16 protein-coding genes, 3 tRNA genes, 3 rRNA genes, 1 other RNA gene and 1 other annotated feature are annotated in these 20,265 nt (G+C 45.5%); of the genes, 20 read left to right on the top strand and 3 right to left on the bottom strand.

From position 1 onward, the window contains the following. The first annotated feature begins 30 nt into the window (after positions 1 to 30). The 4 genes from pdxS (at position 31) to RCG24_RS16500 (ending at position 3,631) form a co-directional block, all read left to right on the top strand. Positions 31 to 912 (top strand): pyridoxal 5'-phosphate synthase lyase subunit PdxS, encoded by an 882-nt coding sequence (gene pdxS / locus RCG24_RS16515; protein WP_202655280.1) that lies wholly within the window; start codon positions 31 to 33, stop codon positions 910 to 912. Positions 913 to 1,038: 126 nt separating this feature from the next. Next, complete coding sequence (gene pdxT / locus RCG24_RS16510) at positions 1,039 to 1,629, top strand: pyridoxal 5'-phosphate synthase glutaminase subunit PdxT (RefSeq protein ID WP_308077498.1); 591 nt, start codon at positions 1,039 to 1,041, stop codon at positions 1,627 to 1,629. 72 nt (positions 1,630 to 1,701) lie between these two features. Then, positions 1,702 to 1,923: a binding site (T-box leader), on the top strand. 157 nt (positions 1,924 to 2,080) lie between these two features. Beyond that, the gene (gene serS / locus RCG24_RS16505) at positions 2,081 to 3,361 is read left to right on the top strand and encodes a serine--tRNA ligase (RefSeq protein ID WP_308077497.1); all 1,281 of its coding nucleotides are present in this window, start codon (positions 2,081 to 2,083) and stop codon (positions 3,359 to 3,361) included. A 177-nt stretch (positions 3,362 to 3,538) separates the two neighbouring features. Further along, positions 3,539 to 3,631, top strand: a tRNA-Ser gene (locus RCG24_RS16500). 192 nt (positions 3,632 to 3,823) lie between these two features. On the opposite strand, the gene RCG24_RS16495 is transcribed toward RCG24_RS16500, so the two are convergent. The 3 genes from RCG24_RS16495 to RCG24_RS16485 all read right to left on the bottom strand — a co-directional run bounded on the left by RCG24_RS16495 (position 3,824) and on the right by RCG24_RS16485 (position 6,784). Continuing rightward, positions 3,824 to 4,525, bottom strand: coding sequence for a deoxynucleoside kinase (locus RCG24_RS16495; RefSeq protein WP_202653509.1), 702 nt, complete (start codon positions 4,523 to 4,525; stop codon positions 3,824 to 3,826). Then, positions 4,516 to 5,181, bottom strand: coding sequence for a deoxynucleoside kinase (locus RCG24_RS16490; RefSeq protein WP_202653510.1), 666 nt, complete (start codon positions 5,179 to 5,181; stop codon positions 4,516 to 4,518). Before RCG24_RS16490 ends, RCG24_RS16495 begins: the two co-directional genes overlap by 10 nt. Before the next feature lie 319 nt (positions 5,182 to 5,500). Next, positions 5,501 to 6,784: a LysM peptidoglycan-binding domain-containing protein gene (locus tag RCG24_RS16485; RefSeq protein ID WP_308077495.1), complete on the bottom strand. Its 1,284-nt coding sequence runs from the start codon at positions 6,782 to 6,784 to the stop codon at positions 5,501 to 5,503. A gap of 112 nt (positions 6,785 to 6,896) precedes the next feature. Between RCG24_RS16485 and tadA the strand changes: the two genes are divergently transcribed. From tadA to RCG24_RS16405, 16 genes are all read left to right on the top strand, one after another. Beyond that, entirely contained in the window at positions 6,897 to 7,415 is a 519-nt protein-coding gene (tadA, locus tag RCG24_RS16480) for a tRNA adenosine(34) deaminase TadA (protein ID WP_202653512.1), read from the top strand. 79 nt (positions 7,416 to 7,494) lie between these two features. Continuing rightward, positions 7,495 to 7,759: signal recognition particle sRNA large type (ffs, locus tag RCG24_RS16475), an RNA gene on the top strand. Between the two features lie 132 nt (positions 7,760 to 7,891). Continuing rightward, entirely contained in the window at positions 7,892 to 9,583 is a 1,692-nt protein-coding gene (gene dnaX, locus RCG24_RS16470) for a DNA polymerase III subunit gamma/tau (protein WP_202653513.1), read from the top strand. Positions 9,584 to 9,655: 72 nt separating this feature from the next. After that, complete coding sequence (locus RCG24_RS16465; RefSeq protein WP_202653517.1) at positions 9,656 to 9,967, top strand: YbaB/EbfC family nucleoid-associated protein; 312 nt, start codon at positions 9,656 to 9,658, stop codon at positions 9,965 to 9,967. Between the two features lie 196 nt (positions 9,968 to 10,163). Further along, complete coding sequence (gene recR, locus RCG24_RS16460) at positions 10,164 to 10,760, top strand: recombination mediator RecR (RefSeq protein WP_202653514.1); 597 nt, start codon at positions 10,164 to 10,166, stop codon at positions 10,758 to 10,760. 36 nt (positions 10,761 to 10,796) lie between these two features. Continuing rightward, on the top strand, positions 10,797 to 11,015 hold the full coding sequence (locus tag RCG24_RS16455) for a YaaL family protein (RefSeq protein ID WP_202653515.1): 219 nt from the start codon (positions 10,797 to 10,799) through the stop codon (positions 11,013 to 11,015). Positions 11,016 to 11,137: 122 nt separating this feature from the next. Then, positions 11,138 to 11,401, top strand: a complete 264-nt coding sequence (locus tag RCG24_RS16450; RefSeq protein ID WP_202653516.1) for a pro-sigmaK processing inhibitor BofA family protein — start codon at positions 11,138 to 11,140, stop codon at positions 11,399 to 11,401. A 270-nt stretch (positions 11,402 to 11,671) separates the two neighbouring features. Continuing rightward, positions 11,672 to 13,221: ribosomal RNA gene (locus tag RCG24_RS16445) — 16S ribosomal RNA — on the top strand. A 251-nt stretch (positions 13,222 to 13,472) separates the two neighbouring features. Further along, positions 13,473 to 13,549: transfer RNA gene (locus RCG24_RS16440), tRNA-Ile, on the top strand. Positions 13,550 to 13,573: 24 nt separating this feature from the next. Continuing rightward, a tRNA-Ala gene (locus tag RCG24_RS16435) sits at positions 13,574 to 13,649 on the top strand. A 449-nt stretch (positions 13,650 to 14,098) separates the two neighbouring features. After that, positions 14,099 to 17,040: ribosomal RNA gene (locus tag RCG24_RS16430) — 23S ribosomal RNA — on the top strand. 94 nt (positions 17,041 to 17,134) lie between these two features. Then, a 5S ribosomal RNA gene (rrf, locus tag RCG24_RS16425) occupies positions 17,135 to 17,251 on the top strand. Together the 16S, 23S and 5S rRNA genes with 2 tRNA genes alongside form the textbook arrangement of a ribosomal RNA operon. A gap of 183 nt (positions 17,252 to 17,434) precedes the next feature. After that, positions 17,435 to 17,638, top strand: coding sequence for a sigma factor G inhibitor Gin (locus RCG24_RS16420; RefSeq protein ID WP_374049103.1), 204 nt, complete (start codon positions 17,435 to 17,437; stop codon positions 17,636 to 17,638). A 104-nt stretch (positions 17,639 to 17,742) separates the two neighbouring features. Next, the gene (locus tag RCG24_RS16415; protein WP_235888218.1) at positions 17,743 to 19,182 is read left to right on the top strand and encodes an aminotransferase class I/II-fold pyridoxal phosphate-dependent enzyme; all 1,440 of its coding nucleotides are present in this window, start codon (positions 17,743 to 17,745) and stop codon (positions 19,180 to 19,182) included. A 28-nt stretch (positions 19,183 to 19,210) separates the two neighbouring features. Further along, positions 19,211 to 19,834 carry a dTMP kinase gene (gene tmk / locus RCG24_RS16410; RefSeq protein WP_202655488.1) on the top strand — a complete coding sequence of 208 codons (624 nt, stop codon included), beginning with the start codon at positions 19,211 to 19,213 and terminating at the stop codon, positions 19,832 to 19,834. A 99-nt stretch (positions 19,835 to 19,933) separates the two neighbouring features. Then, positions 19,934 to 20,263, top strand: a complete 330-nt coding sequence (locus RCG24_RS16405) for a cyclic di-AMP receptor DarA (protein WP_202655487.1) — start codon at positions 19,934 to 19,936, stop codon at positions 20,261 to 20,263. The last annotated feature ends 2 nt before the right edge of the window (positions 20,264 to 20,265 follow it).

Here is a 20,265-nt window from a genome sequence, read left to right as displayed (position 1 = left end):
TATTGCAAACAAGAGGAGGAGTTTTAACAAATGTTAACAGGTACGGATCGCGTAAAACGTGGCATGGCTGAAATGCAAAAGGGCGGTGTCATTATGGATGTCGTCAATGCCGAGCAGGCGAAAATTGCCGAGGAGGCCGGTGCAGTAGCGGTAATGGCTCTTGAACGGGTCCCTTCCGACATTCGGGCGGCTGGTGGTGTGGCCAGAATGGCTGATCCTAGAATTGTAGAAGAGGTCATGAATGCTGTTTCGATTCCTGTCATGGCAAAGGCAAGAATTGGCCACATTGTTGAAGCTCGCGTTTTGGAGGCTATGGGCGTTGACTATATTGATGAAAGTGAAGTATTAACTCCTGCTGATGAGGAGTTCCATTTAAATAAAAAGGAATATACCGTTCCGTTTGTTTGTGGCTGCCGTGATCTGGGTGAAGCGGCCCGCAGAATCGGTGAAGGAGCATCAATGCTTCGTACGAAGGGTGAGCCTGGAACTGGAAATATTGTTGAGGCTGTTCGCCATATCCGCAAGGTAAATGCACAAGTCCGTAAGGTTGTATCCATGAGCGAGGATGAACTGATGACGGAAGCAAAGAATCTAGGAGCACCATATGAAATCCTGCTTGAAATCAAACGTCTTGGCCGCCTTCCAGTGGTGAATTTTGCTGCCGGTGGTGTGGCAACCCCAGCTGACGCCGCATTAATGATGCAGTTGGGGGCTGATGGGGTATTTGTCGGCTCTGGTATTTTTAAATCAGAAAATCCTGCACTTTTTGCAAAGGCCATTGTCGAGGCAACGACCCATTATCAAGATTATAAATTGATTGCCGAGCTTTCCAAAAATTTAGGAACACCGATGAAAGGTATTGAAATTTCATCATTAGCACCGGCAGAACGGATGCAAGACCGCGGCTGGTAAAAAGAAAAGCGAAGGCGACTAGTCGCTGGGAGCCGGAGCTAGACACTTGAAAAATATTAATACGTTAAATTTGCAAAACAGGACTTTTGATAAAAAAGTTCTGTTTTTTAAAAAAGGGGTATTTTTATGGTAAAAATTGGCGTTCTTGCGTTACAAGGGGCTGTTCGCGAACACATTCAATCATTAGAAGCATGTGGTGTGGAAGCCATTGCAATTAAACATAAAGAAGAGTTGAACGAGATTGACGGTCTGATTCTTCCTGGTGGAGAGAGCACGACGATGCGTCGTTTACTTGATAAGTATGACTTTATGGATTCATTAAAAAAATTTGCTGCAGATGGTAAGCCGATGTTTGGAACTTGTGCCGGTCTGATTCTTTTGGCAAAAAATCTCGTTGGCTACAATGAACCGCATATTGGCGTGATGGACGTTACGGTTGAACGCAATTCCTTTGGCCGGCAGGTGGATAGCTTCGAGGCCGACCTCGCAATCCGAAATGTCGCGACCAGTTTTCCGGCTGTGTTTATCCGCGCACCACACATTGTTGAGGCTGGTGAAAATGTTGAAATACTCGCCAAACATGAAGGCCGCATTGTCGCCGCACGCGATGGGCAGTTTCTTGGCTGCTCGTTTCATCCGGAATTAACGGAAGATCATCGCTTTACTGCTTATTTTGTAGAAATGGTCAAGGAAGCAAAGGAAAAAACGCTCGTATAAAGAAAGCGGTATAAGCAGGTTGCATTTGGTTCATAAATATAGTACAGTTAAGAATACAAAATGAATTATAATGATAAAGCAATGAGAGGAACTAGTAACAAGAGATTTATTCTCAAGAGAACCGGTGGCTGGTGTAAACCGGTGAATGATCTTTGTGAATCCCTCCTCGAGCAAGGTATGGAACGCTTCATAATAGGGCCAGTAAATACCTTCGGCAGAAACCGTTAATTTTTCGAGGTGGACAGTTTTTTACTGTCAACCAGGGTGGTAACGCGGGTAACTCTCGTCCCTGTTTTGGGGCGGGGGTTTTTTATTTTTCTGAACTGCAGATTTGTCGTACAATGCAGCAAATATATTGGGCAAAATTGCAGATATGTTGTTTTACAACTGTAGAAATATCGTTCAAACTTGCAGGTATCCCAAATTTAAAAATAAAGGAGTGTCTGAACAAATGCTGGATTTAAAATTTTTAAGGGCCAATTTTGCTGAAGTCAAAGCAAAGTTACAGCATCGTGGTGAAGATTTAACGGATTTAGACAGGTTTGAAGAACTGGATCAAAAAAGACGTGGGTTAATTGTGGAGTCTGAACAGCTGAAATCGAAGCGTAATGAAGTTTCACAGCAAGTTGCTGCGTTAAAGCGTGAGAAGCAGAATGCTGACCACTTAATCCAAGAAATGCGGGAAGTCGGTGATCGAATTAAGACGCTCGACGATGAACTTAGGGACGTTGAGGAAACGTTAGAAAACTTGTTATTAAGCATTCCTAATATTCCGCATGAAAGTGTTCCAGTCGGCGATTCAGAGGATGACAATGTTGAAATTCGAAAATGGGGCAATATTCGTGAGTTTGATTTTGCAGCAAAACCCCATTGGGAAATTGCCGACAAGCTGGGAATCCTGGATTTTGAACGTGCCGCTAAAGTAACTGGAAGCCGTTTTGTGTTTTATAAAGGGCTTGGTGCCCGGCTTGAGCGTGCCTTAATCAGCTTTATGCTCGATTTGCATGTCGATGAGCATGGTTATACCGAAGTCCTGCCGCCATACATGGTAAACCGAGCCAGCATGACGGGAACCGGCCAGTTGCCTAAGTTCGAGGAAGATGCCTTCTTAATTGAAAGTGAAGACTATTTCCTAATTCCAACTGCTGAAGTGCCTGTAACCAATTTACACCGTGATGAAATACTCAGCGGTGGTGATCTGCCGCTTAAATATGCGGCCTACAGCGCCTGCTTCCGTTCAGAGGCAGGATCAGCTGGGCGTGATACCCGAGGCCTAATCCGCCAGCATCAATTCAATAAGGTCGAGCTGGTTAAGTTCGTGAAGCCGGAAGACTCCTATGAAGAGCTGGAGAAACTAACTAATGATGCCGAGCGGGTATTACAGCTATTGGAGCTGCCATATCATGTATTAAGCATGTGTACCGCTGATTTAGGCTTTACCGCTGCTAAAAAATATGATATTGAGGTGTGGCTGCCTAGTTACGGAACATACCGCGAGATTTCTTCTTGCAGTAATTTCGAAGCCTTCCAGGCAAGACGGGCCAATATCCGCTTCCGCCGCGATCCGAAAGCAAAGCCTGAGCATCTGCATACATTAAATGGTTCCGGTCTTGCGATTGGCCGTACGGTCGCTGCCATTTTGGAAAACTACCAACAGGAAGACGGCAGTGTCATCATTCCGACGGTACTGCGTCCTTATATGGGCGGCCGCGAGATTATTAAGCCGTTGTAAAAGTGAGAGGCTGGCGGGATGAAGGTTAATTAAAAGTAGTAAAAAAGAGCCGGGCGGTCACGTATCCTGAATATATTCCCAATATTTTAAAGCGGGCGGATCATCCGCCCGGATATTTTTTTCATTATGTAGTTGACATTGAGGTAAAACTTATGATAAATTAACACATGTTGTTATGGAGGAATACCCAAGTCTGGCTGAAGGGATCGGTCTTGAAAACCGACAGGCGGGTTACACCGCGCGGGGGTTCGAATCCCTCTTCCTCCGCCATATTTATTCTGATCGCGCATAAAAACTGGAGATAAAAATTCGTTACAAGCGATTGTAGCGGATTTTTTTTTGCAAAGAATAGAGGCAAGTGCTGTAAGAGAGTAGTGCACCATTGAAATGGCAAACCGCTTCATGGCATCGAAACGTCATTTGCGCCATCACCTTTAGGTTCTAAAAAAAGCACATACTGGATTAGCCAATATGTGCTCGAGATGTAAAAAGAATTTCATTTAATTTGTTTTCGACATCGCGGCAAACCTTTTGGGCGTCTGCCTCGTTATTCACCACATCGGTTTTGTCCATGTCAATAATGAGTACCTCACTGGCATCATATCGATTCATGACCCATTCATCATAGCCCTTCCAGACTTCAAAATAGTACTCCTTCAGCTCGGGATTGATCTCAAAGCTGCGGCCGCGGGCCATAATGCGGTCAAGTACCGTATCGAAGGAGCCCTTTAAGTAAACCATTAAATCCGGGGCTTTTTTCGGAAGCTGTGCCAATTCTTCCATCATATTATCAACCAGCTCTTCATAAATTTTAAACTCCAGGTTGGAGATCCTGCCCAGATTCATGTTGACATAGGCAAAATACCAATCTTCATAAATCGAGCGGTCCTGAATCGTGTAAATCGGATTTCTCCAGGTGACACAGTCCTTGACAGTTTTAAAGCGTTTGTTTAAGAAAAAAAGCTGCAACAAGAACGGAATTCTTTTGGCATCTAATTCTTCCGGTGATAATTCATAATAAAGGGGAAGAATTGGATTATCATCAACCGCTTCGTAAAATACTTTGCTCTCAATCCCCTTTTGTGTGAAGTGTGCCTTCAATGTGTCAGCAACACTTGTTTTCCCAAGACCAATCATACCGCCAATCACGATGCTCACGAACATCCCCCAATTCTATAGCTTGTTTGTCCAGCTGCTGATTTTAGTACATCTGTTAATTTTAGGATAATCAATTGTAAGTCATGTGGATTTTTAACAAAATCAAACTCATCGCCGTTAAAGCGGAGAACCGGTATTTCCGGGTGTTCCTTTTCAAACACTGTCATCGTTTGTTCATAGTCCAAAGACAGCTGTTCTAAATAAAGTGGGCTGATGTTTTTTTCCACTTCGCGTCCCCTTTGTTTAATCCGGTTTAGCAGCGTATCGAGACCGGCGTTTAAATAAATAATGACATTTGGTTTTGGCATATCTTCTGTTAAAATTTGATAAATCTTATAATACTTTTTGTATTCTTCTTTGTTTAATGTACGCGCTGCAAAAATCAAGTTTTTAAAGATGTGATAATCAGCGACCACTGCTTGGTTTTTACTTAAGTAATGGGTGTTGATATCCCCTAATTGCTTAAAGCGATTGCAGAGAAAAAACATTTCCGTCTGGAAGCTCCATTCCTCAATGTTTTCATAAAACTTTCCTAAAAAGGGGTTTTCATCGACGATCTCTTTTAATAGCGCGAATTGAAATTGCTTTGAAATGGCTTTGGCAAGAGATGTTTTTCCTACACCAATCGGCCCTTCAACGGTAATAAAGGGTATCTCCCCCATGTATTTTCCTCCTTCTCCTACGGCTGCACTCCTATCGATTAACTGCTCCCGACCTCGCTATATTTTTAGTATACGAGACTCGGCAGCTGGAATCTTCCTAACCATGATCAATATTTGACAACGAGTTCCAAAAAGCGACACTTTTTTACATGCAAAGTATATTTTATCATAATCTACAGTAGGAAGGGGTATGGAATTTTTTATAAAAAAAACTGCCGTATAATGGCAGTATCGTGATAACGGAATGAAGGATTGCATAAATAGCTCCCTTTAATATTAAATCCTTTCTTTTAAAAAGCTTTCCACATCATCTTTAGGATTAATGTTTTGTCACATTGAAGTTTTCCACGATTAAGAGCCAGTTTTGCGGAAAGGCCAGACCAAGTTTCCAATAACTCATGCCCCGTAAATTTAGTTGTTTAATTAAATCAAATTTCGCCTGAATCGAGCGGGCATCTTCAAACCAGACCTCATGCTGTTTTCCGGCTGCATCTCTATAGCGGAAATGCGGTGCCTGCGCTTTCGTGTCATATTCAATCGGGACATTATGGGTAGCAGCAAGCTGAATCGCCTGCTGCGGGCTGACAGCTCTGGCTACGGTCCCCTGAACAAAGGGCAAAGTCCAATCATAGCCATACAAATTCTGCCCCATTAAGATCTTAGTTGATGGTATTTCTGTTATGGCATAATCCAATACTCGTCTTACCTGATCAATCGGCGATACGGCCATTGCCGGGCCGCCGCTATAGCCCCATTCATACGTCATGATGACGACAAAGTCGGAGATTTCCCCATGGGCCCGATAATCATGAGCCTCATACCATAACCCCTTCTGTGTGGCACTCGTTTTCGGTGCGAGAGCGGTTGACATCAGCCAACCTTCTCGCTGGAATCTTTGTTTAGCCTTCCTTAGGAAGCGGTTATAGGCCTCCCGATCAGCTGGGCGCAGAAATTCAAAGTCAAAATGAATATCGCGGAAGCCGTATTTTTTTGCTGTGGCAACAATATTATTAAGAAAATGATTTTGGATGTTCATGTCATTGAGCAAAATCCGCCCAAGTTCATCGCTAAATTGATCTTGTTCCTGGTTATTAATGACCATCATTAATGTATTGCGGTTGGCTCTGGCAATCGCCGGGAATTGATTCAGCAAAGGTTCTTTCAACGTCCCATCGCGGCGTGCTTGAAAGCTGAATGGCGCTAGATAGGTTAAATAGGGTGCCGCTTCACGGGCGCTGCTTTCCAATACCGGAGCGACAGTGGTGCCGCGCGGCTCAACATAAGCATTAAACTCGGCATTTCTTTTTCGTCCCTCGGGAATGTAAAGCCTGAGGCCGGCTTGCAATGGCTGATTCACGGGGATTTGATTAATCGATGCTAGCTGCTGGTACGGGACACCTGTCTTTTGGCCAATTGAAAAAAGGGTGTCTCCCGGCTGTACAAAATAGAAGCGGCCAACAATTGGAATGATGAGGGCCTGCCCGATGACGAGATTATTAGGATTGGGCAAATCATTTGCTTCGGTAATATCTTGAGCCGTAGTATGAAACGTTCTTGCGATCGTCGTCAAAGTCTCATTTCTTCTGACAACATGGATTTGCATGTTTATTCCCTCCTAAAAGCACACATACGCTACAACCATTCTATGAGAGCAGCAGGGAATTCATGTTATAATGTGATAAATTTAAAACTCTTGTAAAGGCGGTTTGGGCTGAATGGAATTACAAGATGATGAATTTTTTATGAAACAGGCGTTGGAGGAAGCGAAAAAGGCGCAGAGCATAGACGAAGTGCCGATTGGTGCCGTCCTTGTTCATCAAGGTCAAATTATTTCCCGGGCACATAATTTGCGGGAAAGCGAGCAGAATGCTCTGGCTCATGCTGAACTGCTGGCGATTGATCAAGCTTGCCGGGCCCAAGGCTCCTGGCGGCTCGAGGATACAACCCTGTATGTGACGCTTGAGCCATGTCCAATGTGTTCTGGAGCAATTATTTTATCAAGAGTCAAACGAGTCGTATACGGTGCGGCTGACCCTAAGGGCGGTTGTGCCGGAACGTTGCTGAATTTGCTCCAGGATTCACGCTTCAATCATCAGTGTGAAGTGACGAAGGGCGTGCTTGAAGGAGAATGCAGCGAGATGCTGTCAAATTTTTTTAAAAAAATCAGAGCGCGGAAAAAGCAGGAGAAAAAGCTGTTGCAGACAGCAACACTTACAGAAATTGACAGTCAATAACAATTGCATTTTTCCGCAATTGTTTGTATACTAAAAAGGCGTCAGATACGACGCAATTAAATATTTGGTATCAACTTTGCCGTGCTAGGTGGGGAGGTAGCGGTGCCCTGTACCCGCAATCCGCTCTAGCGGGACTGAATCCCTTCCCGAGGCTGATATCCTGTAGGGCCTGCCTTAAGTAAGTGGTGTTGACGCCTGGGTCCTGCGCAATGGGAATCCATGAACCATGTCAGGTCCGGAAGGAAGCAGCATTAAGTGGACGCTCCCATGTGCCGCAGGGGTGCCTGGGCCGAGCTAACTGCTTAAGTAACGCCTATGGGTGTCAGTCGAAGGAAGGTGCACGGCAGTTATTACATATTACCTAAATCAAACTCACCTCAGAATTGGGGTGAGTTTTTTTGTGAACTCTTTGGAAAATAGTATGTGAATACGTTATAATGGTAAGGATGAAAAATTTTTGAAGGAGGCGGTGTCTTGTGGCATATCAAGCGTTATATCGTGTTTGGCGTCCGCAAACGTTTTTTGATGTCGTTGGACAAGAACATGTGACAAAGACATTACAAAACGCCTTACTTCAACAAAAAATCTCTCACGCCTATCTTTTTTCCGGACCGAGAGGAACAGGAAAGACCAGTGCAGCGAAAATATTAGCCAAGGCGATTAACTGTGAACACGCGCCTACAGCGGAACCATGCAATGAGTGTGCTGCCTGCCATGGAATAACAAATGGAACCATTCCAGATGTGTTAGAGTTTGACGCAGCCTCCAATTCCAGGGTAGAAGAGATGCGTGATGTTCTTGATAAGGTCAAATTTGCGCCAACTGCCGTCAAATATAAGGTGTACATTATTGACGAGGTGCATATGCTGTCAATCAGCGCCTTTAATGCTCTGCTGAAGACATTAGAGGAACCGCCAAAGCATGTTATCTTTATTTTAGCGACAACGGAACCGCATAAAATTCCATTGACAATTATCTCCCGCTGCCAGCGCTTTGATTTTAGAAGAATTACGGCATCCTCGATTGTTGATCGAATGAAATTGATCGCTGATGAGTCGGGGATTGATTGTGAAGAACGGGCCTTGCAAATGATTGCCAGATGTGCTGAAGGCGGCATGCGGGATGCCCTAAGTTTATTGGATCAGGCCATATCCTACAGCCAGGAGCGGGTAACGCTTGAAGATGCGCTGACCGTTACAGGGGCCGTCTCGCAAGGCTTTTTAAATAAACTGGCCCGGGCAATAAAGGAAAAAAATGTGGTACAGGGCCTTGAGACCTTAAATGAGTTGTTGTTTCATGGGAAAGACCCCGCCCGTTTTATTGAGGACTTGATTCTTTTTTATCGGGATATGCTGCTGTATAAGACAGCACCCCAACTGGAAGAGTCACTAGAACGGGTTATGCTTGATGATGAATTCCGACAAATGGCGGAGGAAGTCCCGATTGAGGAAATCTATCAGCTGATTGACTTTTTGAATAAAATCCAGCAGGATATGCGATGGACGAACCACCCAAGAATATTCTTGGAGGTGGCGATTGTTAAGCTCTGTCAATTGGAGACAGCACCACCGCAGCTTCAACAATCAGGAGCTATTGAACAATTATTATCAAAAATTGACCAGCTTGAACAGGAGTTGCAGCAATTAAAGACTATGGGTGTGTCTCAGACTGCTCACGAGGCCGTACCACAGCCGCAGAAACCTGTTCATAGAGCATCAAGGAATGCTTTTCAGCCGCCGCTTGGAAAAATCAATGAAGTCTTAAAGCAGGCAACAAAAAGTGATTTAAATCTGGTGAAAGCAAATTGGGGTGAAATGCTGGGGAACCTGCTGAAATCCCATGCTGCCTTATTAAATGAAGCGGAACCGGTTGCGGCTTCAGCCACGGCCATTATTATAAAATTCAAGCATGAAATGATTTGCCAAATGGCGATGAACCGTCATGATTTTCTCGAAGCGGTTGCGGCAGGGCTGTTTAAATTAACATCGAAGCGTTTCTTACTGTTAGGTGTTCCAGAAGAACAATGGCTGACGATTCGTGAAAATTTCCTTCACGACAGCTACAATCGAGATGATGGAAGCAGTGAACAATATTCCTCCGAGGAAGAGCCTCATATTGCCGAAGCAAAGAAATTATTTGGTGCTGAATTTGTAGAAATTATTGATTAAAAAAGAAAAGCGTTTAAAGCGCTCAATTGAACCGAAATTAAAAGATGAAAAATACGGAGGCGAGAGCTTATGATGCGTGGTGGAAACATGCAAAATATGATGAAGCAAATGCAAAAAATGCAAAAGAAAATGGCAGAAGCACAAGAACAATTAGGCCAGGAGAAAATTGAAGGAACAGCCGGAGGCGGGATTGTTACCGTAGTTGTAACAGGGCATAAAGAAGTCGTAGATGTCCAAATTAAGCCGGAGGCGGTTGATCCTGATGATGTTGAAATGCTTCAAGATCTTGTGCTGACAGCGGTCAATGACGCTCTTAAAAAAGCGGATGAGTTGACAAACAATACAATGGGACAATTTACAAAAGGATTAAATTTACCATTTTAATTAGAAAAGCGGCTTGATTAAGGGCGACAAGCAAATGTTCTTCGGCAAAAAAGTCGGTTCTTTGACTTTTATTGCCGAAGGTTATTTGACCTCGAGCCCTTAGGCGCTGAGGCTGGGCAATAAAAAGCAAAGCAAAAGTGCCCGTGGTTACAACGGTTACGGGCACTTTTGCTTTTTATGTAGGGAGAAAAAGAAAATGCATTATCCTGAACCAATCTCAAAGTTAATTGATAGTTTTATGAAGCTGCCTGGAATTGGTCCAAAAACCGCTTCCCGGCTGGCTTTTTTCGTCATAAGCATGAAGGAAGATACGGTCCTTGACTTTGCAAAAGCGCTGGTTAATGCCAAACGTAATTTAACCTATTGTTCTGTCTGCGGCCATATTACCGATCAAGATCCTTGTTATATTTGTGAAGATGAACGCCGGGATAAGAGCATAATATGTGTAGTCCAGGATCCAAAAGATGTGATAGCAATGGAAAAAATGAAGGATTACAATGGGTTGTACCATGTTTTACATGGGGCGATTTCACCTATGGATGGCATTGGTCCTGAGGATATTAATATTCCCAATTTAATTAAACGACTCCAGGATGAGACAGTCCAGGAAGTGATATTAGCAACCAATCCAAATATTGAAGGGGAAGCCACGGCGATGTATATATCCCGGTTAATCAAGCCGTCAGGAATTAAAACAACAAGAATTGCTCATGGGCTTCCAGTAGGCGGCGATCTTGAATATGCCGATGAGGTCACTTTATCAAAAGCACTAGAGGGCCGGCGTGAATTATAATAAGATTGATTATTGAATATCCCGGGAGGATTAGTCATGTTTTTTCGGCGGAAAGAGTGGCTTCGAAGAGAGTTTGATGAGAAGCTGTTAGTTCAGTTAAATAAACATAAAGAAAAATGGCAGCAGGAAAAACTGCTGCTGGAAAAAAGTTTTGATCCATCAGACGAAGTCATTGTTCAAGCAAAAATCGCAGAAGCGAAATATATCTTTCTTTTGAAAGAGGCAAAACAAAGGAAGATCTCATTAAGAAGATAGGGGGGAAAGAGTCCCCCACCCTCAGGAAGTCTGGACATTTCGCTCCAGACTTTTTTTAGGTCTATTGAAGACAACTTGTACATAGCATGAAGTAAAGTAATCTTTGGAGGAGGACTGCTTTCTTGGAACCAATTTATGTGATTTCTGTTTTAGGCGGTCTGGTTATTTTAATGCTGTTATTTGGAGCGCCTTTTAAATCAGCCCGACTTGTTGGTCAAGCTGCGATTAAATTAATTATCGGAGCATTATTTCTCTTCTTCCTAAATGTTGCAGGAAATCAATATGGAATTCATGTGCCGATTAATTTTATTACATCTGCTGTTTCAGGCTTTCTTGGAATTCCAGGCCTATTTGCTTTAGTGGCGATTCAGCAATGGGTTATTTAATAAGAACCGCTCCACACAGCGGTTTTTCATTTTTTTTTTAAAAGTATTGACGGTTATTCTAAAATCATGTAATATTTTAAAGGTCGCTGCTAAAACGACGATAAAAAAGTTGTTGACAAAAAACAACTTAAAGTGTTAAAATAATATAGTCGCCTTGAGCGATACATTTTTGTTCTTTGAAAACTAAACAAACAAAAACGTCAACAATAATCATTCATTTCTAACGAAATGAAGCCAACGTTAAATTTTATGAGCTATATCAACTCAACTTCATTGGAGAGTTTGATCCTGGCTCAGGACGAACGCTGGCGGCGTGCCTAATACATGCAAGTCGAGCGAATCAAGAGGAGCTTGCTCCTCGAGATGAGCGGCGGACGGGTGAGTAACACGTGGGCAACCTGCCTGTAAGACTGGGATAACTTCGGGAAACCGGAGCTAATACCGGATGATTCTTATCTACACATGTAGATAAGCTAAAAGACGGCGTAAGCTGTCACTTACAGATGGGCCCGCGGCGCATTAGCTAGTTGGTGAGGTAACGGCTCACCAAGGCGACGATGCGTAGCCGACCTGAGAGGGTGATCGGCCACACTGGGACTGAGACACGGCCCAGACTCCTACGGGAGGCAGCAGTAGGGAATCTTCCACAATGGACGAAAGTCTGATGGAGCAACGCCGCGTGAGCGATGAAGGCCTTCGGGTCGTAAAGCTCTGTTGTTAGGGAAGAACCAGTATCGGAGTAACTGCCGGTACCTTGACGGTACCTAACCAGAAAGCCACGGCTAACTACGTGCCAGCAGCCGCGGTAATACGTAGGTGGCAAGCGTTGTCCGGAATTATTGGGCGTAAAGCGCGCGCAGGCGGTCCTTTAAGTCTGATGTGAAAGCCCACGGCTCAACCGTGGAGGGTCATTGGAAACTGGGGGACTTGAGTGCAGAAGAGGAAAGCGGAATTCCACGTGTAGCGGTGAAATGCGTAGAGATGTGGAGGAACACCAGTGGCGAAGGCGGCTTTCTGGTCTGTAACTGACGCTGAGGCGCGAAAGCGTGGGGAGCAAACAGGATTAGATACCCTGGTAGTCCACGCCGTAAACGATGAGTGCTAAGTGTTAGAGGGTTTCCGCCCTTTAGTGCTGCAGCTAACGCATTAAGCACTCCGCCTGGGGAGTACGGCCGCAAGGCTGAAACTCAAAGGAATTGACGGGGGCCCGCACAAGCGGTGGAGCATGTGGTTTAATTCGAAGCAACGCGAAGAACCTTACCAGGTCTTGACATCCTCTGACACTCCTAGAGATAGGACGTTCCCCTTCGGGGGACAGAGTGACAGGTGGTGCATGGTTGTCGTCAGCTCGTGTCGTGAGATGTTGGGTTAAGTCCCGCAACGAGCGCAACCCTTGATCTTAGTTGCCAGCATTCAGTTGGGCACTCTAAGGTGACTGCCGGTGACAAACCGGAGGAAGGTGGGGATGACGTCAAATCATCATGCCCCTTATGACCTGGGCTACACACGTGCTACAATGGATGGTACAAAGGGCAGCGAAGCCGCGAGGCTAAGCCAATCCCATAAAACCATTCTCAGTTCGGATTGCAGGCTGCAACTCGCCTGCATGAAGCCGGAATCGCTAGTAATCGCGGATCAGCATGCCGCGGTGAATACGTTCCCGGGCCTTGTACACACCGCCCGTCACACCACGAGAGTTTGTAACACCCGAAGTCGGTGGGGTAACCGTAAGGGGCCAGCCGCCTAAGGTGGGACAAATGATTGGGGTGAAGTCGTAACAAGGTAGCCGTATCGGAAGGTGCGGCTGGATCACCTCCTTTCTAAGGATAACTTTTGTTCTTGCGAACAAATAAATAAATAGATTGTTGCACGTTCTTTGTTTGTTTAGTTTTGAGGGAATAATCCTTTCGCTAAGTTTGCTCCTGCGCCGTAGTAGTTCGAGGAAGTAACTTCTCAGCTCGTCGCAGTGCAGCTTGAAGCAAAACTAAGAAGGCCATTCATGAAGTTGATTCGTGGAAGTTGCCTTGTTTAGTTTTGAGAGAATAAATCTCTTTTAATAAATAATAAGTATGGGCCTATAGCTCAGCTGGTTAGAGCGCACGCCTGATAAGCGTGAGGTCGATGGTTCAAGTCCATTTAGGCCCACCATACTTCAATTTAATATCTCTTTATGGGGCCTTAGCTCAGCTGGGAGAGCGCCTGCTTTGCACGCAGGAGGCCAGCGGTTCGATCCCGCTAGGCTCCACCAATATTTGCTCCTGCGCCGTAGTAGTTCGAGGAAGTATTCCTCAGCTCGTCGCAAGGCAGCATGATGTAAAGCTACGATGAAACATCACGAAGTGATTGAAATCAGTAGCCTCGTTCTTTGAAAACTAGATAATCGTAATAGAAGAAGTAACCAAGTAAGAACCGGGTATCGCCATTTTAGGTTTTAAACCTTTTAGGTCATGACAAATCAGCAGCGAGAAGGTCAAGGAAGCGAGTGAGCGAAGACTGGAGCGTGCTTAAGGGCACGTGAGGATCTGAGTGAACGAAGCTGACGCAGAGATTCGACGCTGATCATTTGTCAAAAGAGGGAAAAGAGAAGCGAATAGATCAAGAAATCGAGTGAGGAAGCACCGGAGCGTACGCAGTATGTACGTGAGGATGCTGACGAGCGAAGATGACGCAGAGATATGAAGCTTATCTTTTGCCGTAGGTTAAGTTAGAAAGGGCGCACGGTGGATGCCTTGGCACTAGGAGCCGATGAAGGACGGGACTAACACCGATATGCTTCGGGGAGCTGTAAGTAAGCGTCGATCCGGAGATTTCCGAATGGGGGAACCCCCTGCTCGTAATGGAGCAGGATCCTTACCTGAATTCATAGGGTAAGGAAGGCAGACCCGGGGAACTGAAACATCTAAGTACCCGGAGGAAGAGAAAGCAAACGCGATTCCCTAAGTAGCGGCGAGCGAAACGGGAACAGCCCAAACCGAAAGGCTTGCCTTTCGGGGTTGTAGGACACTCAACATGGAGTTACAAAGGAACGGGGTAGACGAAGCGATCTGGAAAGGTCCGCAAGAGAAGGTAAAAGCCCTGTAGTCGAAACTTCGTTCCCTCCTGAGTGGATCCTGAGTACGGCCGGACACGTGAAATCTGGTCGGAAGCTGGGAGGACCATCTCCCAAGGCTAAATACTCCCTAGTGACCGATAGTGAACCAGTACCGTGAGGGAAAGGTGAAAAGCACCCCGGGAGGGGAGTGAAAGAGAACCTGAAACCGTGTGCCTACAAGTAGTCAAAGCCCTTTAACGGGTAATGGCGTGCCTTTTGTAGAATGAACCGGCGAGTTACGATTGCATGCAAGGTTAAGTTGAAGAGACGGAGCCGCAGCGAAAGCGAGTCTTAAGTAGGGCGATCTTTAGTATGCAGTTGTAGACCCGAAACCAGGTGATCTACCCATGTCCAGGGTGAAGGTAGGGTAACACCTACTGGAGGCCCGAACCCACGCACGTTGAAAAGTGCGGGGATGAGGTGTGGGTAGCGGAGAAATTCCAATCGAACTTGGAGATAGCTGGTTCTCTCCGAAATAGCTTTAGGGCTAGCCTCACGGCTTGGAGTCTTGGAGGTAGAGCACTGTTTGGACTAGGGGCCCTCATCGGGTTACCGAATTCAGACAAACTCCGAATGCCAAAGACTTACCCGTGGGAGTCAGACTGCGAGTGATAAGATCCGTAGTCAAAAGGGAAACAGCCCAGACCACCAGCTAAGGTCCCAAAGTATACGTTAAGTGGAAAAGGATGTGGAGTTGCTTAGACAACCAGGATGTTGGCTTAGAAGCAGCCACCATTTAAAGAGTGCGTAATAGCTCACTGGTCGAGTGACTCTGCGCCGAAAATGTACCGGGGCTAAACGTATCACCGAAGCTGTGGATGGACACCGTTGGTGTCCGTGGTAGGAGAGCGTTCTAAGGGCGTTGAAGCTGGACCGGAAGGACTGGTGGAGCGCTTAGAAGTGAGAATGCCGGTATGAGTAGCGAAAGATGAGTGAGAATCTCATCCACCGAATGCCTAAGGTTTCCTGAGGAAGGCTCGTCCGCTCAGGGTTAGTCGGGACCTAAGCCGAGGCCGAAAGGCGTAGGCGATGGACAACAGGTTGATATTCCTGTACCACCTCTGAATCGTTTGAGTGATGGGGGGACGCAGGAGGATAGGGTAAGCGCGCTGCTGGTCATGCGCGTCCAAGCAGTTAGGCTGGTGAATAGGAAAATCCGTTCACCGTGAAGGCTCGAGCTGTGACGGCGAGGGAAATACAGTACCGAAGTTCCTGATTCCACACTGCCAAGAAAAGCCTCTAGCGAGATTCAAGGTGCCCGTACCGCAAACCGACACAGGTAGGCGAGGAGAGAATCCTAAGGTGAGCGAGAGAACTCTCGTTAAGGAACTCGGCAAAATGACCCCGTAACTTCGGGAGAAGGGGTGCTTTTTAGGGTGCATAGCCCTGAAAAGCCGCAGTGAATAGGCCCAGGCGACTGTTTAGCAAAAACACAGGTCTCTGCGAAGCCGCAAGGCGAAGTATAGGGGCTGACGCCTGCCCGGTGCTGGAAGGTTAAGAGGAGGGGTTAGCCTTAAAAGCGAAGCTCTGAATCGAAGCCCCAGTAAACGGCGGCCGTAACTATAACGGTCCTAAGGTAGCGAAATTCCTTGTCAGGTAAGTTCTGACCCGCACGAAAGGCGTAACGATCTGGGCACTGTCTCAACGAGAGACTCGGTGAAATTATAGTACCTGTGAAGATGCAGGTTACCCGCGACAGGACGGAAAGACCCCATGGAGCTTTACTGTAGCCTGATATTGAATTTTGGTACAGCTTGTACAGGATAGGTAGGAGCCTGAGAAACCGGAGCGCCAGCTTCGGTGGAGGCGTCGGTGGGATACTACCCTGGCTGTATTGAAATTCTAACCCGCACCCCTCAATCGGGGTGGGAGACAGTGTCAGGTGGGCAGTTTGACTGGGGCGGTCGCCTCCCAAAGAGTAACGGAGGCGCCCAAAGGTTCCCTCAGAATGGTTGGAAATCATTCGCAGAGTGTAAAGGCACAAGGGAGCTTGACTGCGAGACCTACAAGTCGAGCAGGGACGAAAGTCGGGCTTAGTGATCCGGTGGTTCCGCATGGAAGGGCCATCGCTCAACGGATAAAAGCTACCCTGGGGATAACAGGCTTATCTCCCCCAAGAGTCCACATCGACGGGGAGGTTTGGCACCTCGATGTCGGCTCATCGCATCCTGGGGCTGTAGTCGGTCCCAAGGGTTGGGCTGTTCGCCCATTAAAGCGGTACGCGAGCTGGGTTCAGAACGTCGTGAGACAGTTCGGTCCCTATCCGTCGTGGGCGTAGGAAATTTGAGAGGAGCTGTCCTTAGTACGAGAGGACCGGGATGGACGCACCGCTGGTGTACCAGTTGTCTTGCCAAAGGCATCGCTGGGTAGCTATGTGCGGACGGGATAAGTGCTGAAAGCATCTAAGCATGAAGCCCCCCTCGAGATGAGATTTCCCATAGCTTTAAGCTAGTAAGATCCCTGAAAGATGATCAGGTTGATAGGTCAGAGGTGGAAGCGTGGTGACACGTGGAGCTGACTGATACTAATCGATCGAGGACTTAACCAAAATCAAAAAGCGGAAGCGTCCGCTTAGCGAAACTCGTTCTTATGACTTCTTCAGCATTATCTAGTTTTGAGGGAATGAACCTCAAATTAAATAGTCCGGCGGTGATGGCGAGAAGGTCACACCCGTTCCCATACCGAACACGGAAGTTAAGCTTCTCAGCGCCGATGGTAGTTGGGGCACGCGCCCCTGTGAGAGTAGGACGCTGCCGGGCAAACAAAAAAGACAATCTGTAAAGGTTGCCTTTTTTTGTTTTGTCAAAAAAATAGGTAGAGACATACACCCAAATGAAAAATGTAACATAAAATAATCAAGGAGATAAGTAGGAAGAGATAATTCAAAAAATTGTATACAAATTCAATTTACCGGCAACACTTAGTGTATGGAGGTGGAGGATTTGAGTTCAAATTTAGCTTCTCAGCGGTTTGAAGAAAAATGCGTGATTTGTGAAAATCAAAAAACGAAAGGAATACACCTATACACTTCTTTTATTTGCTCAGATTGTGAACATGAGTTAATTCAAACGGATACAAATAACCCGAAATATAAATATTTCCTTAAACAGCTTAAAAAAGTAACAACCCCAGAAATTTTTTCCTGACAAAGTCCTCAAGAAGGGCTTTATTTTTTTGCATTAGAAAGTGGGAGCATCTCACTCACTTTTTTGTTAAAATTAATTAGACTCTTAAAGGGAAGTTGAAATCCATGATCGATCGGCAATTAACATTACCATTAGTGAACGCCTTGGTGAATCATATAAGTAAAAAACCAATTTCTTTTCATGTTCCTGGACATAAATATGGTTTAGTTTTTCCTGATAGTTACGACACCTTTAAAGCATTGCTTCAGATGGATGCAACGGAGTTATCAGGGTTAGATGATTTGCATGCACCTGAAGGAGCTATCTTACAGGCGGAAGAGCTTTTAGCAGAACTATTTCAGGTGAAAAGAAGCTATTTCCTTGTAAATGGTTCAACCGGCGGAAATTTGGCGATGATTATGACAGCTTGTTCCGAGGACGATATTGTTTTAGTACAAAGGAACTGTCATAAGTCCGTGCTAAATGCGCTGCAATTAGCAAAGGCCAAGCCCGTATTTATCGAACCGGAATATAGCATCGATTGGAAGATAGCGGCAGGTGTAAGTGTCAATATGATAAAAGAGGCCATTTGCTTATATCCTGAGGCGAGAGCCATTATTTTAACCTATCCTAACTATTATGGACTGGTTTATAACCTCAAGGAAATTATTGATATAGCCCATCAGAAACAAATTCCTGTTCTAGTGGATGAGGCTCATGGTGCCCATTTGATAGTCGGCCATCCCTTCCCAGCATCAGCAGTGAGTATAGGGGCTGATATGGTGGTGCAGTCAGCGCATAAGACACTACCGGCAATGACGATGGGATCGTTTCTACATTTTAATAGCCAGCTGTTGTCATCTGACAAGCTGGAACATTACCTGCAAATATTTCAATCGAGCAGTCCATCTTATCCGATTATGGCCTCCTTGGATATAGCCAGGCAGTATTTAGCGGCATACAATCAGCAGGATCTAAGCGATTTATATGTGAAAATAGACCACTTTAAGGCACAGTTAGCTGATATTTCGGCGATTAAAGTATTAGACTATCCAACGACCTCAAAGGGCGACCTGTTAAAGGTGACGATTCAGTCAAGATGCGAATTAAATGGCTATGAATTGCAGCAACGGTTAGAAGGGAGATCACTTTATCCGGAATTAGCCGACCCAAATAATGTGCTGCTCATTTTACCATTATTAAAAGCTGGACAAGAATTTCCTTTAGAAGAAGCAGCCGCAAAGGTCGCAGATAGTTTAGCAGATTGCCGCGTACAAGAAAGGGCTTGGGATTATACGTTAAATGGTGCGAACATTTCTCGCTTAGCGGTTGATTATAAGGAGATGGCGGGGTTAACGGTAAGGGCAGAACGACTTGCTAAATCTGTTGGGCAAATTTGTGCCGAGCAAATTATTCCTTATCCCCCGGGTATTCCATTACTTTTTCAAGGAGAATTGATTACCGCGGAGAAGCTGACACAACTGTTTCATTTACTAGAGGCAGGAGCAAGGGTTCAAGGCGGAGCTTTATTACACGAAGGACAGATCAAAGTATTTACAGCATAAGAGTGGAACTGGTTTGGAGGATAATAAAATGACAAATGGAACATTTATAACATTCGAAGGGCCTGATGGGGCAGGAAAATCGACCATTATTGGCATGATTGCCAATCAGCTCGAAAACACCCTGTTAACTCGTGAGCCTGGGGGCATTGATATCGCCGAGCAAATTCGCCGGGTGATTTTAGATAAAAATAACACGGCTATGGACCCGCGGACGGAGGCACTGTTATATGCCGCAGCGAGACGACAGCACTTAATCGAACGGGTGAAGCCGGCGCTGGATGAAGGGAAAATTGTCCTCTGCGACCGCTTTGTGGACAGCTCGCTGGCCTATCAAGGCTATGCTCGCGGCTTAGGGATGGATGAAGTGTGGAAGATCAACCAATTTGCGATTGAACAAATGCTGCCACAGTTAACGATTTACTTTGATATAGAACCAGTATTAGGGTTGAAGCGGATTAATAAAAACAAAGGTCGGGAAATCAATCGCTTGGATTTAGAGGATCTTGAGTTCCATCATCGAGTAAGGGAAGGGTATCAAATCCTGCTGGAACGTTTTCCAAACAGAATGGTGAAAATAGATGCTTCCGGTACGGTGGAGGAAGTTTTTCAACAAACACTTCAACTTGTCAAGGAAAAATTAGCGATACTGTAGCCTTCATGGAAGGCTTTTTTTCATCGAAAGCCTAAGGGGAAACTGATATAATATAAGAAAAGGAAATTTTGAGTCGAAAAAGAGGAGAGGGTGTTACAAATGAAATTAATTATTGCTGTTGTTCAGGACCAAGATAGCAATCGTTTATCAAAGGCCTTGGTTGAAAATAATTTTCGGGCGACTAAACTTGCCAGTACTGGTGGTTTTTTAAAGTCTGGGAACACAACGTTTATGATTGGTACGGAAGATGTCCGTGTGGACCGCGCCCTTGAGATAATTAAGGATAACTGTCGAGCAAGAGAACAGCTGGTTTCACCCGTTTCTCCAATGGGAGGCAATGCCGATTCCTATGTCCCATATCCCGTTGAAGTGGAAGTAGGCGGAGCGACCGTATTCGTCCTGCCAATTGAGCAATTTCTACATTTCTAAAA

The organism is Neobacillus sp. OS1-32 (genome assembly GCF_030915425.1).
Taxonomy (GTDB): domain Bacteria; phylum Bacillota; class Bacilli; order Bacillales; family Cytobacillaceae; genus Neobacillus; species Neobacillus paridis.
The sequence above is the reverse complement of the archived record's forward strand: the minus strand, read 5'-3'. Positions and strand labels throughout refer to the sequence as shown.

Excerpts from the sequence above, each read along its gene's own strand:
- pdxS (WP_202655280.1), top strand. The coding sequence starts at position 31 with ATGTTAACAGGTACGGATCGCGTAAAACGTGGCATGGCTGAAATGCAA.
- pdxT (WP_308077498.1), top strand. The coding sequence starts at position 1,039 with ATGGTAAAAATTGGCGTTCTTGCGTTACAAGGGGCTGTTCGCGAACAC.
- serS (WP_308077497.1), top strand. The coding sequence starts at position 2,081 with ATGCTGGATTTAAAATTTTTAAGGGCCAATTTTGCTGAAGTCAAAGCA.
- RCG24_RS16495 (WP_202653509.1), bottom strand. The coding sequence starts at position 4,525 with ATGTTCGTGAGCATCGTGATTGGCGGTATGATTGGTCTTGGGAAAACA.
- RCG24_RS16490 (WP_202653510.1), bottom strand. The coding sequence starts at position 5,181 with ATGGGGGAGATACCCTTTATTACCGTTGAAGGGCCGATTGGTGTAGGA.
- RCG24_RS16485 (WP_308077495.1), bottom strand. The coding sequence starts at position 6,784 with ATGCAAATCCATGTTGTCAGAAGAAATGAGACTTTGACGACGATCGCA.
- tadA (WP_202653512.1), top strand. The coding sequence starts at position 6,897 with ATGGAATTACAAGATGATGAATTTTTTATGAAACAGGCGTTGGAGGAA.
- RCG24_RS16465 (WP_202653517.1), top strand. The coding sequence starts at position 9,656 with ATGCGTGGTGGAAACATGCAAAATATGATGAAGCAAATGCAAAAAATG.
- recR (WP_202653514.1), top strand. The coding sequence starts at position 10,164 with ATGCATTATCCTGAACCAATCTCAAAGTTAATTGATAGTTTTATGAAG.
- RCG24_RS16455 (WP_202653515.1), top strand. The coding sequence starts at position 10,797 with ATGTTTTTTCGGCGGAAAGAGTGGCTTCGAAGAGAGTTTGATGAGAAG.
- RCG24_RS16415 (WP_235888218.1), top strand. The coding sequence starts at position 17,743 with ATGATCGATCGGCAATTAACATTACCATTAGTGAACGCCTTGGTGAAT.
- tmk (WP_202655488.1), top strand. The coding sequence starts at position 19,211 with ATGACAAATGGAACATTTATAACATTCGAAGGGCCTGATGGGGCAGGA.
- RCG24_RS16405 (WP_202655487.1), top strand. The coding sequence starts at position 19,934 with ATGAAATTAATTATTGCTGTTGTTCAGGACCAAGATAGCAATCGTTTA.